A 15,814-nucleotide genomic window follows, 5' to 3' on the forward strand; every position below is an offset into this window, starting at 1 on the left:
CGCATCCAGGATAACGAAAATAAATGAGCGCTGAGATAACGCTGCCGGTCGCGCAGCAAAACCGGAATATCGTCTATCTGGCCACGGCGCAGGCGCTGGCGGGAGCGAACTCGGTGGTGTTTTACGCCACCGGGGCGATCGTGGGGAACGCGATTGCGCCGAATCCCACGCTGGCGACGCTGCCGATCACCATTTTTGTGCTGGGCATGGCGGCCTGTATTTTGCCGTTTGGTGCGCTGGCCAGAAGGCGTGGGCGCAAAACCGTCTTTATGACCGGCACCGGGGCCGGTATTTTGACCGGGCTACTGGCGGCGCTGGCGGTGGTTATTGGCTCATTCTGGCTATTCTGTATCGCGGCATTTTTAGGCGGAGCCTACGCCGCAGTGTCGGTGTCGTTCCGCTTTGCCGCCACCGATGGCGTCAGCAGAGAGCGCCGCGCGCGGGCGCTCTCCCTGGTCATGGGCGGCGGGGTGGCCGCCGGGGTCATCGGGCCAATGTTGGTCACTGGCACCATGAACCTGTGGCCGCCGCACACCTTTGCGATGACCTTTATCGCGCAGGCGCTGGTGGCTGTGGTATCGGCGCTGGTATTGCTGGGGGTAAAAACCGCCGAGCCGGTGGCGCAGGCAAAATCCGGCGGCCGTCCGCTGGGCGAAATTGTGCGCCAGCCGGGCTTTGCCCGTACGGTGTTCAGCGGCGCAATCTCCTATATGGTGATGAACTTCCTGATGACCGCCGCGCCGCTTTCTATGCATATGCACGGTATCTCGCAGCAGGCGTCAAATCTCGGGATTCAGTGGCATGTGATTGCCATGTTCGGGCCCGGATTTTTCACCGGTAAATTAATCAATCTATTCGGAGCCCGGTGTATTAACGCGGCTGGGTTAATTCTGCTGGTGCTGTCGGTGATGGTGGGGCTGGCCGGCATTGACGTAATGCACTACTGGCTGTCGCTGATCCTGTTGGGTATTGGCTGGAACTTTGGTTTTACCGGCGCGTCGGCGCAGATTATGGACTTCCATCGTCCGGAAGAGAAAACCCAGGTACAGTCGCTGAATGATTTTATTGTTTTCGGCGTCATGATGATTGGCTCTTTCTCTTCCGGTGCGCTGATGAACCTCTTTGGCTGGAACGCCGTGCTGTGGGGATCGCTGGTGCCGATTGTCATCGCGCTGCTTGCGTTGCTGGTCGGCGGACGAGCAGCGAAACGAGCCTAATTTTTGCGTGATTTAACGCCAGTACGCACGGCGTCTCGCATTGAGCGAATTAAGGTTTCTTTGCTGCGACCCCGGCGGAAAATCAGCGAGAAGGGAGCCTGATAGCCATATTCTGTTGGCAGCAGGGCGCGCAGCTTTTGCGATTGCACCCAGGGCAAAGCGTAGTGTTCCGGCAGATAGCCGACGTATTTGCCGGACAGAATCAGCATCAGCTGCGCTTCCATACTTTCTGCACTCGCGACGCTCTGCTTAAAGCCTTTACGCCCTAAATCGCTGCTGCTCCAGTAGCTGCGGGTGACCATTCGCATCTCGGAAATAAGCGCTTCCGTCGGGTGCTTAACGGTAAACAGAGAGTGTTTGTCACCGCAATAGAGCCAGTTTTGTTCGCGATAAAGTGGGTGAGACACCACGCTATTGGCCTGTAAAGAGAAGGTGCCCACGGCGAGATCCAGTTCATTATTCAGTACGCCCTGCAAAAGCGCGTTCGGGCTTCTGACCTGTAAATTAATGTGCACCAGCGGGAAGCGCTCGCTAAACGTGGCGATGATTTCGCTCATCGGCAGCATCGGGTCAGTAATCGTCGAGTCAATTACGCCAAGATTAAAAATCCCGGTCTGCTCGCCGCGCAGCGTCGCCGTATTGCGCTCAAAATCCTCCATCGAATTCAGCAGGTCGATGCTTTGCTGGAGGACGGTTTCCCCTTTTTCGGTCAGAGAAAAACCGCCTCTACCGCGACGACATAGGGTGATGCCGAGCTTCTCTTCCAGTTCACTCATATAGTTGCTGATAGCCGAAACCGTCAGGTTAAGTTCCTGCTGCGCATTGGCAAAGCCCTGATATTTCGCCACGGTAATAAAAACGTGTAACAGCCGCAGATTCGGAAATTTTCCAACTGACATAAAGGGGATGCTCCGCTGTAAACCCCGGGTTTTGTTTTTATTTTTCTAAACTAATTTTTTGCTTTTGACTATTTTTTCTCTCATCCGCGTTCAGCAGTATGTCTTCATCGCCCCGAAAAGCCCTGGAGACACAGCAATGACATCTTTAATTGAACATGAATACCCGCAGCCGCAGGATGGCGAAATTCCACGTTTTAGCGGATTACCGACCTTTTTCCGTCTCCCTTTTGCGCCACAGGCCGCCGACCTGGATATCGGCGTGGTAGGCGTGCCGTGGGACGGCGGAACCACAAACCGTGCGGGGACTCGCCACGGGCCACGTGAGCTACGCAATGCTTCAAGCCTGGTGCGTCGAGTCCACCAGACCACCCGCCGTTCTCCCTATGATTACGCCCGCGTTGGCGATCTGGGAGATGTGCGTATCAATCCGGTAGATATGCAGGATAGCCTGGCGCGCATTGAAGCCTGGTATCGCGCCCTTGATGAGCAGCAGGTGATGCCTCTAACCGCAGGTGGCGACCATCTCACCACGCTGCCTATTTTACGGGCGCTCGGGCGGGATAAGGCGTTGGGGATGATCCATTTTGATGCCCACTCGGATACTAACGACAGCTACTTCGGCGGCGAGCGCTTTACCCACGGAACTCCGTTTCGTCGTGCGGTAGAGGAAGGCGTTCTCGACCCGCAACGCACGGTGCAAATCGGCATCCGCGGAGCGCTGTTTTCCGCCGACGAGCACCGCTGGGCGGAGGAGAACGGTATCACCATCATCCGTATGGAGCAGGTGGACGAGCTGGGTATCGACAAGGTGATGCAGAGGGCGCGTGAGATTGTTGGCGAGCAGCCTACCTATATCAGCTTCGATATCGATGTGCTGGATCCGGTCTATGCACCCGGTACCGGAACGCCGGAAATTGGCGGTATGACCACGCTGCAGGCTCAGCGCTGCGTTCGTCAGCTTGCTGGATTGAATCTGATTGGTGCCGACGTGGTGGAAGTCTCGCCGCCCTTTGACCAGGGCAATCTCACCAGCCTGACCGGCGCGACCATGATGTTTGAACTCCTGTGCCAGCTTGCCGACGCCCATCATCGGCGTATTTCTCAATAACAGCGGAGAATTATGATGAAAAGAAATCTCTCATTGCGCTACCTCGCTACCGCGTTGGTTCTGGCATCAGGCCTTGTTACGGCGGCCAATGCGGCGGATGCGACTCTGTCGCCGGGAAAACTGAAAATAGCGATGGAAGTCGCCTACCCGCCTTTTGAATCCTGGCAGGATGACAAAATCGTCGGTTTTGATGCTGAACTGGCGGCGTTATTAAGCCAAAAAGCGGGCCTGACGCTACAGCTCGTGGACACCAAATTTAGCAGTCTGATCCTCGGCCTGAGCGGGGGGCGTCAGGATGCGGTCATCTCCGCGCTCTATATCACTGCGGAGCGTACCCAGCAGGCGGATGCGATCCCTTATGCTAAAACCGGAGCCTATATCATGGTGCGCAGCGATAGCAAAGTTGCGCCGAAAACGGAAAACGAACTTTGTGGCTTAACCATTGGGCTGCAGCAGGGGACATCGTGGGTGAAAAAGCTGCATGAGCTTTCGGCGAGCTATTGCCAGGCGCAAGGTAAAGGGGCGATTGAGATTAAAGAGTTCCCGACTGCGCCGGAGACGCTGCAGGCACTGCTTTCCGGCAATATTCAGGCTCAGGTGGATATTGCTGGCGTAGTCAGCCTGTTTACCCAGCGCAGCAAAGGCCGACTGAAGGTCAGTTCCCCGCAGACGATATATCCGCAAACGCTGGGTATTTACATCAAGAAGGGTAACCAGGCGCTGGCGCAACAGTTGACCTCCGCACTGAAAACCCTGCGTGAAAATGGTGAGTACAGCGCCTTGCTGAAAAAATATGCGGTATACGGCATCACCGATGACACGGTGCAGTAGTGTGTAAAAAATCTAAAATATACAGATGAACGGACACTTTAATGAGATGTTCATCACATTTTTAGCGTGATTACACATTTGGGTATGATTTAAAATCAATATTTATCAATGTGTTACTTTTGATTCTACAATTCATTGTGTACTCAGTGTGTAAAATTACACACTGATCACAATTCATATCTTCTCTGCATGCTTTAATTCCTCTCACCAAAACAGAGAGGATTGCTCATGAAACACATGATGATTTGCTGCGGCGCCGGTGTGGCGACCAGTACCGTTGCGTTAAATAAGCTCCAGGACTTCCTGAAAAAAGAGAATATTCTCGATAAAGTCCGTATTTCCCAGGGAACCGTGGCTGAAGCCAAAACCCGCGACGATGTAGATTTTATTGTTTCTACTTCGCCGGTTGCGCTTTCTATTCCCGTTGTTAACGCTCTACCGCTATTAACCGGTATGGGTACTGATAAAGTTTTCAGCAGCGTGAAAGAATTAATTCTCGCCGAGGGTTAAGCCATGTTTATTGTTGATTACATTGTAGGTTTAGGGGCATCGGTCATGATGCCGCTAATATTTATGCTCCTCGGTTTGATATTACGCCTGTCGCTGAGCAAAGCATTAAAAGCCGGTTTAATGGTTGGTATTGGTTTTATCGGCTTAAGCATTACCGTTAATCTGATGATCGATTCCCTGACCCCGGTGAGCCATGCTCTGGTGGAGCGTTTTGGTCTGAATCTTAACGTGCTGGACGTGGGCTGGCCTGCTGCTGCAGCGGTAGCGATGGGGACCCGGGTCGGCGCGCTGGTGATTCCGGTGTGCGTCGCGATTAACGTGTTGATGCTGTACACCAAAACCACGCGGGTGCTGAACGTAGATATCTGGAATCTGTGGCATCATGCCTTTACCGGTTCCCTGGTGACGATTATTACCGATAGCCTGTGGCTGGGAATATTTGCCGCTGGTATCAACTGTATTATTACGATGGTGATTGCCGACCGTACTAGTGGCGATGTTGAGAAATACCTGAACTTGCCGTCTATTTCGGTACCGCACGGTTTTTCCGCATCATTTGTCCCGGCCGCGTGGTTGGTGAATGCCATTGTTGACCGCATCCCGGTTATCCGTGATATCAAAATTGATACCGAAGTTATCCAGAAACGGTTATCTATTCTCGGCGATCCGGCCTCTCTGGGGGCAATTATCGGTGCGCTGTTGGGTATAATCGCGGGTATCGAAGTGAAAGCTATTCTGCAAACCGCAATTACCATGGCGGCGGTGATGACCATTATTCCGCGGATGGCTAAAATGCTGATGGAAGGGGTTTATCCGATTAGCGAACGTATTCAGGAGATAGCTCAGTCGCGTGCCGGTTCATTCGGCAAAATCGCTATCGGCCTGGATTCAGCCGTGAGCGTTGGGCACCCGGTGACGTTGTCCGTGTCGATGCTGATGATCCCGGTGATGCTGGTACTGGCGGCGATTATTCCCGGCAACCAGTTCCTGCCGTTCGCTTCCTTGACCGGCCTACCGTTCGCCTTCGTGTTGGTGACGGCGGTTTGTCGCGGCGATATGTTCCGCACGCTGCTGACCGGGCTGTTAACCTTAAGTCTGGCGCTGTTGATTGGTACCAACCTGGCGCCGATTGTCACCAGCACCGCTGTGAGCACCGGCTTCTCGCTGCCGCAGGGGACCACCAGTATTAGCAGCGTGGATTATGCCGGGGCGATGCTGCCGTGGGCGATTATCCAGAGTTTCCATCTGAAAGAGATTGGCGTAGGTATCCTGACGCTGTGCACCATCGCGCTGGTGCTGTGGAATCGCCGTAAACTGGCGCAGGAAAATGAACAGATGGCCGAAGCGAGCGTGGAGGGTGGGAAATGATGTTTAGCGCACAGCGGGTGGTGAAGTTTACCAAGTCTGTCAGTCGGACGGCTTTACTGACCCGCCTGGCAGATAGCCTGCAGGCCGACGGGCTGGTTAAACCGAGTTTTACCGACGGAGTGCTTGAACGGGAAAAAGTCTATCCAACCGGGATATTTATGGAGACCCATAGCGTCGCCATTCCGCATACCGAGTTTGAGCATGTTAACCAGACCGGTTTTGCTATTGGCATTAACCTGGCGGGGGTTGAATTTCAGCGTACCGATGAGCCTGAAGAGAGCGTTGTGCCGCAGATAGTCGTGATGATGGCGATTGATAAAACTTGCGAAAAAGTGGCAATTATTCAATCCTTGTTCGCATTATTGGCCGATCATGATCGAGTTAACGATATCGTGAAAATGACGCCAGAGGAGATTGCAAAAGTGTTCACCGATGCCGTCGTCACGCAGTAAGATAAAATGATGAGCTCAATACGGTGAAGCCGCAACCGACGAGGGACAAGATGTTACGAATCAGCGACGTCATAGAGTTAGCGATGGTCAGTCGTAAAACTATCTATAACGCAATCAACAGTGGCCGGCTGAAATATCAGTTGGTGAATGTAGATAATCGTCAGGTTCGTATGTTCCTCGAAGAAGATGTCTTCGAAGCTTTTCCGAAAACCAACCGTGCGGTGACTCAGGAACAAGAAGTGCAGGCGCTACGTGAAGAGGTCGCTTCGCTTAAGTTTGCTCTGGCGGAGCTGCAAAAAGCGGTGAACGCCATGGATCCGGAAGGCAAGTACGAAATGACCAGCGTTAAAGAGCCATCTAAAACGCCCGACCGCTAACCTGCGGGCGGGCACGTCTTATCAGACGATGTCATCCACCACGCCGCCATCCACGCGCAGCGCCGCGCCTGATGTTGCTGAAGCCTGAGTCGAGCAGACGTAAACCACCATATTGGCGACTTCTTCCACCGTGGCCGCACGTTGAATCACCGAGCTTGGGCGGTTCGCTATCACGAACTCTTTTGCCAGCTGTTCCAGCGATTTCCCGGTTTTCGCGACTTCATCTTTCATCATCTCAGCAAAGCCATCAGAGATAGTCGGCCCCGGCAGCACGCTGTTGACGGTGACGCCGCTACCGGCGACAAACTTCGCCAGCCCGCGGGCCAGCGACAGCTGAGCGGTTTTCGTCACGCCGTAATGAATCATATCCGCTGGAATGTTACGCGCCGATTCCGAAGAGATAAACACTACCCGACCCCAGCCGTTCTGTACCATCGCCGGTAGCAGGGCGCGAGAAAGACGCACTCCTGACATCACGTTGGTTTGCCAGTAGTTCTCCCAGGTTGCATCATCGGTTTCATAGAAATCCTGCGGGCCGTAAATACCGGCGTTATTGACCAGAATGTCGACTCCGTTAACAGCCTGCACCAGCTGATTGACGCCTTCAGCGCTGCTTAAGTCGGCGATCGCCGGGCGCAGTTTCGCGCCGGGAACCTCATTCTGCAAACGGGCGATGGCCGCGCTCACGCTACGCTCGCTGCGACCATTAATCATCACTTCCGCACCGCTAGCCGCCAGACCTTTGGTGATGGCGTAACCAATACCGCCAGTGGAGGCGGTGACCAGTGCGACTTTCCCCGATAAATCAATATTCATGCTGATAGCCTTATTTTTTGTCGGACAGACCATTAAGCGTAGCAGCGGATATGAGGCTATTGACGTTTTCGGGATTAATAACCGCTCTGTTTGTTAACAAGATTTTTCAGCGGCAGTGCCTGGTGCAGCCGCTGGATGTTGTCCAGCAGCTGACGGGCAACCACCACCGTTTGCGCGATAGAGGCCATATGCGGGGTGATCACCACTTGCGGATGCTGCCACAGTGGGTCTTCCTGCGGCAGCGGTTCGACGGGGAACACGTCGAGCACCGCGCCGGACAACTTGCCGTTCTCCAGTGCTTCAAGTACGTCCTGATTCACCATATGCTCGCCGCGTCCGCAGTTAATCAGCGCTGCACCGTCAGGTAGCTGCTCCAGCAAAGGGTGGGCAAGGATGCCTCGCGTCTGCTCCGTTAACGGCAGGACGTTGATCAGCGCATCCAGATGGCCAAGAAATTCGCCAGCCTGAGCATCTCCGTGATAACAACGCACGCCTGCAAGGGATTTTTCGCTCCGCGCCCAACCGGAAACCTTATATCCCAATCCGGCAAGCTGCGCGGCGATATAGCCGCCAATTTCGCCGAGGCCCATGACTCCAACGTGATAATCGGCCGCCGCTCGCTGCGGGTAAATCTTCCATGTTTTTTCACGCTGGTGGGCCAGCGCCCGGTCAAAACTGCGCTGAAACCAAAGTACGCCCCACAGAGCGTATTCAAACATGCCGTGGCGAAAATCTTCGTCAACCACCCGGCAGAGCGGAACGTTGCTGGCAAAAACGCTGGCGGGTAAATGGTCGACGCCAGCAGACGCGGCCTGGATCAGTTTCAGCTCAGGCGAGCGGGCCAGCAGCTGCGGGTCAGGAAACCAGCAGCTGGCGTATTGCGCCTCGCGGGCGGCGGGGTCCTCTGGCAGAACCGCTTTTACTTCCGGGAATAGCGCGAATGCGCTACAAATTTCCTGCGCATACAGGGGGTCGTTACAATCCACGACGATGGTTAATTGAGTCATCAGCATTATCTTTTATAAGAAGTATCAAGACGATCGAGGCGACGTAACCAGGCTTGCCACACCAGCTGACGTTCATGTTCAACCCCCATCAGCTGCTCACAGGCGTGCTGGCTTAAATGCTCAGGGATCGTATGAATGGGGCTGAGCGGCGCCAGCTGTGCAGTGGCCATCTGGATCTCGCAGGCGCGGTTGAGGTAGTACATGATGTAAAACGCATCAGCGACGGTCCGACCGACCGACAAAAGGCCGTGGCTTTGCAGGATCATGGCGATGTTAGCGCCGAGCGACTGCTGGATCCGTACGCGTTCATCGAGATCGAACGCCACGCCTTCATAAGGGTGGTAGCCGACGCGCCGATAAAACTCGGTGCTGATCTGGTTAATCTGCAGCAGCCCATCCTCGCAGGCGGCGACCGCCATTCCAGGCAGAGTGTGGGTGTGGATCACGCAGTGAGCGTCTTCGCGCGCCATATGCACCGCGCTGTGAATGGTAAAGCCTGCCGAGTTTGCCGGGGCGCTGCCCTCAACAACTTTGCCCTGCATGTCGACCACGATTAAGTTGCTGGCGGTCACTTCATCAAACATCATGCCAAACGGGTTAATTAAAAAACGCGGTTCGCCGTCGCCGGGCAGGCGCACGGAGAAGTGGGTATACAGCGTGTCTTCCCAGCCGAATAGCGCCGCCAGACGATAGGCGGCGGCCAGCTGCTGGCGTAGCTCCAGTTCAGTTGCCATTTATTGCACTCCCATAAATTCACGAATACGAGTCAGGGACGGATCGGCGACATCGTTGCGAATGCGCTGCGGCGGCATATCGCTCTGCACCACGCCGTTTTCCATCATCACTACCCGGTCAGAAATCGATAAGGCAAAGTCCATCTCGTGGGTCACGATAATCATCGTCATCCCTTCACGGGCGAGGGACTGAATGACTTTCAGCACTTCGCCAACCAGTTCAGGATCCAATGCAGATGTGGGTTCATCAAACAACATGATGTCCGGTTTAAGCGCCAGAGCGCGGGCAATGGCGACGCGCTGCTGCTGGCCGCCGGAGAGCTGGTACGGGTATTTTTCGGCGTGAGCCAGCAGACCGACGCGATCCAGCAGCCACAGCGCCTGCTCCCGGGCGACGGGACGGTCGAGCAATTTGTGGTAGAGCGGGGCGAGCATCACGTTATCCAGCACCGTACGATGGGGAAACAGGTTGAAGCCCTGGAACACCATACCGATGCGGCGCACGCCCGCGCGCATTTGCTGTTTATCAACTATGGACGCGCCTTTCAGATAGTCCTCGCCGTAAAGAATGATTTCTCCGGCATCGATGCTTTCAAGGGCGTTAATGGTGCGAATGAGTGTGGTTTTACCGGATCCGGATGGGCCGATGATGCTGATCACCTCGCCGTTTTCGACCTTCAGGTCGATGCCTTTCAGCACGTGATGCTGGCCCCAGGATTTTTCGATGGCGCGTAAATCCAGTGCCGGTGGGTTACCGCTGGTAGGCTGCGTTTTTTGCGCCTGCACTGGCGGTTTCAGATTCTGGCGCAGGGTTTCGCATTCGTTGTCATTGAGCGTTTGCGGGCGCTTGCGCTGAATATCGAGCAGGTTTTCCAGCGCCCGGAACAGCCAGGTAAAGACCGTCACTACCATCACGTAATAGACGGCGACCGCCAGCAGCGTCTCCATGACGAGGAAGTTCTGCGCGTACAGGCGCTGGCCAGTTAACAGCAGCTCCGGCAGTGAAATCACCGACAGAATCGAGCTGAGTTTAATAATGGTGATATATTCGTTAATCAGCGTGGGCAGCGAAATACGAAACGCCTGCGGGATGATAATTAAGCGCTGAATACCAATAAAGCTAAAGCTTAATGCGTGCCCGGCTTCGCTTTGCCCTTTGGCGACGGAAAGCAGGCCGCCGCGATGGATCTCCGCCATATAGGCCGCTTCGGTTACCGTCATCGACACCAGCCCGGCAATAAACGGAATGCCGAGTAGCGGTTGGGTGATGGGAAATAGCTGCGGTAGGTTATAGACAAAGACCAGTAATACCATCAACGGCACGCTGCGGAAAAACCAAATATAGAGTTCGACGGGAACCTTTAGCCAGCGCGGGCCAGAGAGCTTGGCGCAGGCTAAAAGAAAACCCAATATCAGGCCAATAAACCAGGACAACGAGCTGACGACAACAACGGTTACGCACGCTTGCCAGAATGCCCCAACGCTAAATAATGAGAAAAAGTATCCCCAATCGAACTCCATACCGACTCCTGTTTCTTTATTGTATTAATCAATGCGTTCTAAATTGTATTTCTTGATGATGGCGTCATATTTGCCGTTAGCTTTTAAGGTGGCTAACGTCGATTTAATGGCCTCTGCCAGTTCGGTGTTGCCTTTGGCGATATAAATTCCCAGCGGTAATGGGTATATCAGGCGGCTTGAGCTGATTGCCAGGCGACCGCGACTTTTGTCGACAATGATTTGCGCCGCCGGGGCGATTTCTAACTGGGCGTTGATATTTTTCGACATCAGCGCCTGTGAGGCTTCTGGCGCCGTCGGGAATTCCTGAATGCTAATCGCCGGTTTGCCGTTTTTCAGACAATACTCGTCGGAGTGGGTTTTCAAACTGGAAACCCAGGCCGTACCTGCTTGTAACCCCACCTTCACGCCGCATAGCTCATCTTCTGTTTTTGGCTGAATGGCGCTGTTTTTCAGCGCAATAATTGACGCGCCGGATAATGCGTAAGGGATGGCATCCGCCTGTTTCTGCCGCTCAGGGGTCACGTACATGCCGGAAATCACCGCATCGTATTTTTTACCAATACCTAGAATCAGGCTGGTGAACTTCGTGTCGATAAGCTGCGGTTTGGCTTTCAGTTGTTCGGCGATCAGCGCCGCAAATTCCGGGTCGATCCCCACGATATTGTTATTACTGTCGTAAGACTCAAAAGGTGGATAGGTCACCTCCATCCCGACTTTGAATACGCCATCGGTCAGCATCTCAGCGGCTTGGGTTAGCGGTGAAAAACAAGCGGTGACGGCGATGGATAAAGCCACACGGCGCGAGATTTTTTTTAGCGTTTTTTTCATCATTTATCCTCACGGGTTATTAACGGATTTTTGCTGTGCTTGTTTTTTCAGATGACCAAAGGTGTTGGTGCCGCGTGCGCGTTCGGGGAGCTGAAGCTCGCCGCGGGTGACTTTTTCGCGCAGGTAGCGATAGGTCTGCAACGCCTGGCTCCACATATGCTCGCCAATGCTCAGTTCCTGATATTCGCTGCCTTCTCCTGCTTCCAGGAAGCTGGGTAACGGGCGAATCAGCGTGTGATAATCGCAGGCGAAAAACAGCGGGAACGAGTAGCGCTCCTGCGGCACCTTACGCACACGATGTGCTGTTGCAACAAATGTGCCAGCGCTCAGCACTTCCAGCATGTCGCCGATATTAATCACGAAAGCCTCTTCCCCGGTCGCGTTCTTCAGCGGTGGAGCGTCGATCCAGTCGCTATCTTCATTCAACACTTCGAGGCCCGGCTGGTCGGCGAGCAGTAGGGTGAAGCACTCATAGTCGGTATGTGCACCAATACCGGGAACATCTTCGGCGCTGGCGTCAAAGGGGTAGTGGATCAGGCGCAGCTTCGAGGGCGGGCAGGTGACCATCGACTGGAAATAGCCTTCCGGCAAACCAAGGGCGAGGGCAAAGGCGTCAAACAGACGGTGGCTGAGGGCGAAAACCGCTTCATAGTAGGCCAGCACCCGGGATTTAAATTCTGGTACCTCCGGCCACTCGTTGGCACCAATCAGCGGCGTTTTGGCAATGACGAAGGGATGGTCGTCAGCGGCCTGGAAGCCGATATCAAACGCCTCTTTATGATCCGGCTTGCCGGAACCGTAAATCTCCTCGCCTTCAGGAACATAGCCCTTATGACTTTTGGACTGGCCGATGTAGTAGGCCATTTTGCGCTCCATCGGCAAGGCGAAAAGCTGTTTTGCCGCGGAGCGGACTCCGGCGATCAGTTCTGGCGCAATGCCGTGGCCGGTAATGTAGAAAAAACCGACTTCACGGGCGGCCTGACCAATGATGTTAGCCACCGCCTGGCGCTTAGCGAGATCGTCGCAGGTCAGGTCGCTGATATCGATAGTCGGTAATTCAGTGAAAGAACTTTTTGCGGCGGTCATTTCTACCGTTCCTTATTGAGTGAGCGAAGTGAATTCAACAAAATGCTGCTGTTCATGTCGTGCCATCCACGCGTTCAGCGACCACAAGTCAGCTACCGGAACGTTGGTAAACGGCAGATGATGCAGGTAGCCATCGGGGCCAAATTCCGGCGTCAGTGTGGTTTGCTGGTAGCCGCGCTGGCGTTGTGATTGCCAGATCTGCTGCCAGACATTTTGTTGAAATTGCAGGGCCGACTGATATTCAGGAGCTGCCGGATGCGGCACCTGCGGGCCCTGGTCATATCCGGCGCGGGCCTGAATATGGTGGACCCGGTCGATGAACGTGCTGAAGTCATCGCAGGGGTCATCCAGCAGGCGCTCGCTCACCACAATCCAGTGGCTGATATCGGCGGTAAAGCGCAGTTGCGGTAGCTGCTGGATAATCTCCAGCGTTAGCCACGGGCTATATAGCGACGTGGCGCGATGGGTTTCGAAGCTGCATGTCAGTTCATAATCGGCAGCCAGTTCGTGAACTTTGCCGAGAAATTCCACCTGCTGCGCCAATGGCCAGCGGTCGTTACCGGCCAGCAGGTTGACGAAGCGCGGATTAAGCGCTTTTGCTGCTGTAAAGCGTTCTTTTAACCGTTCCAGATGCTGGGTTGGCGTTTCGGCCTGGGCCGGAATGACGCCGCCGCCGCTAAACACGATGGCGATATACTGCAGCGCTGACTCTTCGATGCGCCGGGCCAGCGTCTGCTGATCTTCTACTGTGAGCGGCACCCGCGCTTCAATGCCGCAGCAGCCGACGCTTTTGAGTTCGCTAACAGTTTGCTGCCACGGGGAGGTGACGCCCCATAGCGTGCGAAAGACGTTGAGCTGCATGGTTTATCCTCTATTCGTATTTCACGCCGGGGAGAACGCAGAGCATCTCGTACAGCAGGTTGGCAGCCAGCTGCGAGGTGTTACCGCTGACGTCATAAGGTGGGGAAACCTCGACCAGGTCGCAGCCAATCAGGTTCAGGCCGCGGCAGCCGCGGACAATCTCCAGCGCCTGAATTGACGTCAGACCGCCAACTTCCGGGGTGCCGGTTCCTGGCGCCCAGATCGGGTCAAGACTATCGATATCAAAACTGAGATAGACCGGGCCATCGCCCATTTGCTGACGGACTTCGGCCATCAGCGGAGTCAGGGATTTGTGCCAGCACTTCTCCGCCTGGACCAGACGAAAGCCCTGATCGACGCCCCATTGGAAGTCACCGGCGGCGTAGCCCTGAGCGCGCTGGCCAATCTGTACTACGCGCTTGAGGTCCAGCAGTCCCTCTTCGACGGCGCGACGAAAGGTGGTGCCATGGGCGATTTTCTCGCCGAACATTTCATCGTTGGTATCGGTATGGGCATCGACATGAATCAGCCCCACCGGGCCATGCTTTTTGGTCAGGGCGCGCAGAATTGGCAGCGTAATGGTGTGGTCGCCCCCCAGGGTCAGGGGAATCAGCGGGAAACTATTTAAACCGGTGTAGTAATCTTCGATGATCTGCACTGATTTAAGCAGGCTATAGGTGTTAATCGGTACGTCGCCGATATCCGCGACCGACAGCGACTCAAACGGTGCCGCGCCGGTTGCCATGTTATAGGGACGAATCATGACCGACTCGGTACGAATATAGCGCGGCCCGTAGCGTGTCCCGGAACGTTGGGAAGTCCCGATATCCAGTGGGATGCCGACAAATGCCGCATCAAGTACCTGTAAATCTTCGATAAATGGCAGGCGCATCATCGTTGCGCGGCCGCCAAAGCGCGGCATTTCGTTGCCACCTTGTGGTTGATGAAAGACGTTATCCATTTCAGCTCCTGAATCTGACAGACAAAACTCAACAGGAGGGATAGTGCGAAAGATGTGCTGGACTTTAAATCGTCTGCCGCAAATACTTAGTTCATTTATTCGTGAACTAAATACAATGCCTAACGATGCTACGCTTAATATTCGTCAGCTACAGGTTTTTGAGGCGGTGGCCCGTCTTGAGAGCTATAACCGCGCCCAGCAGGAGTTGGGGATTTCTGTTTCCGCGATCAGCAATGCGATGTCGCAGCTGGAGGGGCAACTTGGTTTTAGCCTGTGCCAGCGCGGGCGCGGTGGCTTTGCTCTGACCGAGAAAGGGCAGCATTTTTTACAGCAAGCGATCCGTGTTCTGAGCGAACTGAACGAGCTGGAGCGCCAGTCGGCGCTGCTGAAGGGTGAGCACAGCGGGACGATTTGTATCTCAACCCTCGACTCCATCGAAACCGAAACCGCACTATCGCTGCCGGTGGTGCTGCGCAGCTTTAGCGATAAGTTTCCTCATGTGCATATCAAACTGATTATCCGTACCCCGGCGGAACAGCTTAATGGCGTACTGAATAACCATATCGATCTCGCCATCGGTAGCTATAACTCGCGGGTGCATAACATCATCAGCGAACCGCTCTATCGCGAGCAGCACTGGCTTTACTGTAGCGACCTGCATCCGATGTTCTTTAGTCGCCAGCTCGATAAAAATCTGATCAGCCAGTGTCCGCTGGTGACGCGTAGTTACTGGAACACCAGCGACCTGCGGCGGCGCGGATTCAGCAAGGGGAGCGCCACCGTTGAGACCGTTGATGCGCAGCTGCTGCTGATTTTGTCCGGAAAATATATCGGCTATCTTCCTGAGCACTACGCCTGGCCATGGATTAAAGAGAACCGTCTGCGGGTGCTGTTGCCCAATGAGTTTGGCTTTCAATCACCTTTCTCGGCGATATGCAAACGTGGGCGCAGCAATGAACCCTGGTTGAAGGAGTTCCGTAATCTTCTGAAGAAGAATACGGTGGCGAGACCGAAGTGGAGTGAGTAACGTATGGGGCTCTTTAGAAAGAGCCTGGTCTGATTTGTTTTGTGAAATTGCCGATTTATGTCAGGAATAAAAAAGATAATCCGCTATTTCGTCTTTACCTTTAAGACAGTTATTGGATGTAAATATCGCATTGTACCAGGATTATTCCCATCTCTTTTGTGGTTAAAAAACAATCAAATTGTGTGTTTTATCCGAATTGGTATTAAATTCG

17 protein-coding genes are annotated in these 15,814 nt (G+C 54.3%); 8 read left to right on the plus strand and 9 right to left on the minus strand.

Annotation, left to right across the window (positions count from 1 at the left end):
* Window positions 1–23: 23 nt before the first annotated feature.
* The gene (locus HV213_RS07495) at window positions 24–1,217 is read left to right on the plus strand and encodes an MFS transporter (RefSeq protein WP_181485233.1); all 1,194 of its coding nucleotides are present in this window, start codon (window positions 24–26) and stop codon (window positions 1,215–1,217) included.
* Here the strand turns inward: HV213_RS07495 and HV213_RS07500 are convergent.
* Complete coding sequence (locus tag HV213_RS07500; RefSeq protein ID WP_181485234.1) at window positions 1,214–2,116, minus strand: LysR family transcriptional regulator; 903 nt, start codon at window positions 2,114–2,116, stop codon at window positions 1,214–1,216. The genes HV213_RS07495 and HV213_RS07500 overlap by 4 nt on opposite strands.
* A gap of 136 nt (window positions 2,117–2,252) precedes the next feature.
* On the opposite strand from HV213_RS07500, the gene speB (HV213_RS07505) reads away from it, so the two are divergent.
* The 6 genes from speB (HV213_RS07505) to HV213_RS07530 all read left to right on the plus strand — a co-directional run bounded on the left by speB (HV213_RS07505) (window position 2,253) and on the right by HV213_RS07530 (window position 6,762).
* Window positions 2,253–3,224 (plus strand): agmatinase, encoded by a 972-nt coding sequence (gene speB / locus HV213_RS07505; RefSeq protein ID WP_112216454.1) that lies wholly within the window; start codon window positions 2,253–2,255, stop codon window positions 3,222–3,224.
* Between the two features lie 15 nt (window positions 3,225–3,239).
* Window positions 3,240–4,055 carry an ABC transporter substrate-binding protein gene (locus HV213_RS07510; RefSeq protein ID WP_181486355.1) on the plus strand — a complete coding sequence of 272 codons (816 nt, stop codon included), beginning with the start codon at window positions 3,240–3,242 and terminating at the stop codon, window positions 4,053–4,055.
* A gap of 228 nt (window positions 4,056–4,283) precedes the next feature.
* Window positions 4,284–4,565 carry a PTS sugar transporter subunit IIB gene (locus HV213_RS07515; protein WP_009652557.1) on the plus strand — a complete coding sequence of 94 codons (282 nt, stop codon included), beginning with the start codon at window positions 4,284–4,286 and terminating at the stop codon, window positions 4,563–4,565.
* 3 nt (window positions 4,566–4,568) lie between these two features.
* Complete coding sequence (locus tag HV213_RS07520) at window positions 4,569–5,933, plus strand: PTS galactitol transporter subunit IIC (protein WP_181485235.1); 1,365 nt, start codon at window positions 4,569–4,571, stop codon at window positions 5,931–5,933.
* A complete protein-coding gene (locus HV213_RS07525; protein ID WP_181485236.1) occupies window positions 5,930–6,385 on the plus strand; it encodes a PTS sugar transporter subunit IIA in 456 nt (151 codons plus the stop codon). The genes HV213_RS07520 and HV213_RS07525 overlap by 4 nt, the downstream gene beginning before the upstream one ends.
* A 50-nt stretch (window positions 6,386–6,435) precedes the next feature.
* Window positions 6,436–6,762: a MerR family transcriptional regulator gene (locus HV213_RS07530; protein WP_004853397.1), complete on the plus strand. Its 327-nt coding sequence runs from the start codon at window positions 6,436–6,438 to the stop codon at window positions 6,760–6,762.
* A 21-nt stretch (window positions 6,763–6,783) separates the two neighbouring features.
* Here HV213_RS07530 and HV213_RS07535 read toward each other — a convergent pair whose 3' ends face one another.
* The 8 genes from HV213_RS07535 to speB (HV213_RS07570) all read right to left on the minus strand — a co-directional run bounded on the left by HV213_RS07535 (window position 6,784) and on the right by speB (HV213_RS07570) (window position 14,576).
* The gene (locus tag HV213_RS07535) at window positions 6,784–7,578 is read right to left on the minus strand and encodes an SDR family NAD(P)-dependent oxidoreductase (protein WP_181485237.1); all 795 of its coding nucleotides are present in this window, start codon (window positions 7,576–7,578) and stop codon (window positions 6,784–6,786) included.
* A 74-nt stretch (window positions 7,579–7,652) separates the two neighbouring features.
* A complete protein-coding gene (locus HV213_RS07540; RefSeq protein WP_181485238.1) occupies window positions 7,653–8,585 on the minus strand; it encodes a 2-hydroxyacid dehydrogenase in 933 nt (310 codons plus the stop codon).
* 5 nt (window positions 8,586–8,590) lie between these two features.
* Window positions 8,591–9,319: a class II aldolase/adducin family protein gene (locus tag HV213_RS07545; protein ID WP_181485239.1), complete on the minus strand. Its 729-nt coding sequence runs from the start codon at window positions 9,317–9,319 to the stop codon at window positions 8,591–8,593.
* Window positions 9,320–10,840 carry an amino acid ABC transporter permease/ATP-binding protein gene (locus HV213_RS07550; protein WP_181485240.1) on the minus strand — a complete coding sequence of 507 codons (1,521 nt, stop codon included), beginning with the start codon at window positions 10,838–10,840 and terminating at the stop codon, window positions 9,320–9,322.
* A gap of 24 nt (window positions 10,841–10,864) precedes the next feature.
* Window positions 10,865–11,668: an ABC transporter substrate-binding protein gene (locus HV213_RS07555; RefSeq protein WP_181486356.1), complete on the minus strand. Its 804-nt coding sequence runs from the start codon at window positions 11,666–11,668 to the stop codon at window positions 10,865–10,867.
* 9 nt (window positions 11,669–11,677) lie between these two features.
* Complete coding sequence (locus HV213_RS07560) at window positions 11,678–12,754, minus strand: isopenicillin N synthase family dioxygenase (protein WP_181485241.1); 1,077 nt, start codon at window positions 12,752–12,754, stop codon at window positions 11,678–11,680.
* A gap of 12 nt (window positions 12,755–12,766) precedes the next feature.
* Entirely contained in the window at window positions 12,767–13,615 is an 849-nt protein-coding gene (locus HV213_RS07565) for a sugar phosphate isomerase/epimerase family protein (protein WP_181485242.1), read from the minus strand.
* Between the two features lie 10 nt (window positions 13,616–13,625).
* A complete protein-coding gene (speB, locus tag HV213_RS07570; protein WP_181485243.1) occupies window positions 13,626–14,576 on the minus strand; it encodes an agmatinase in 951 nt (316 codons plus the stop codon).
* A 115-nt stretch (window positions 14,577–14,691) separates the two neighbouring features.
* Between speB (HV213_RS07570) and HV213_RS07575 the strand changes: the two genes are divergently transcribed.
* Window positions 14,692–15,603 (plus strand): LysR family transcriptional regulator, encoded by a 912-nt coding sequence (locus HV213_RS07575; RefSeq protein ID WP_181486357.1) that lies wholly within the window; start codon window positions 14,692–14,694, stop codon window positions 15,601–15,603.
* The last annotated feature ends 211 nt before the right edge of the window (window positions 15,604–15,814 follow it).

It is taken from the genome of Klebsiella sp. RHBSTW-00484 (assembly GCF_013705725.1).
In the GTDB taxonomy this organism is placed as follows: domain Bacteria; phylum Pseudomonadota; class Gammaproteobacteria; order Enterobacterales; family Enterobacteriaceae; genus Klebsiella.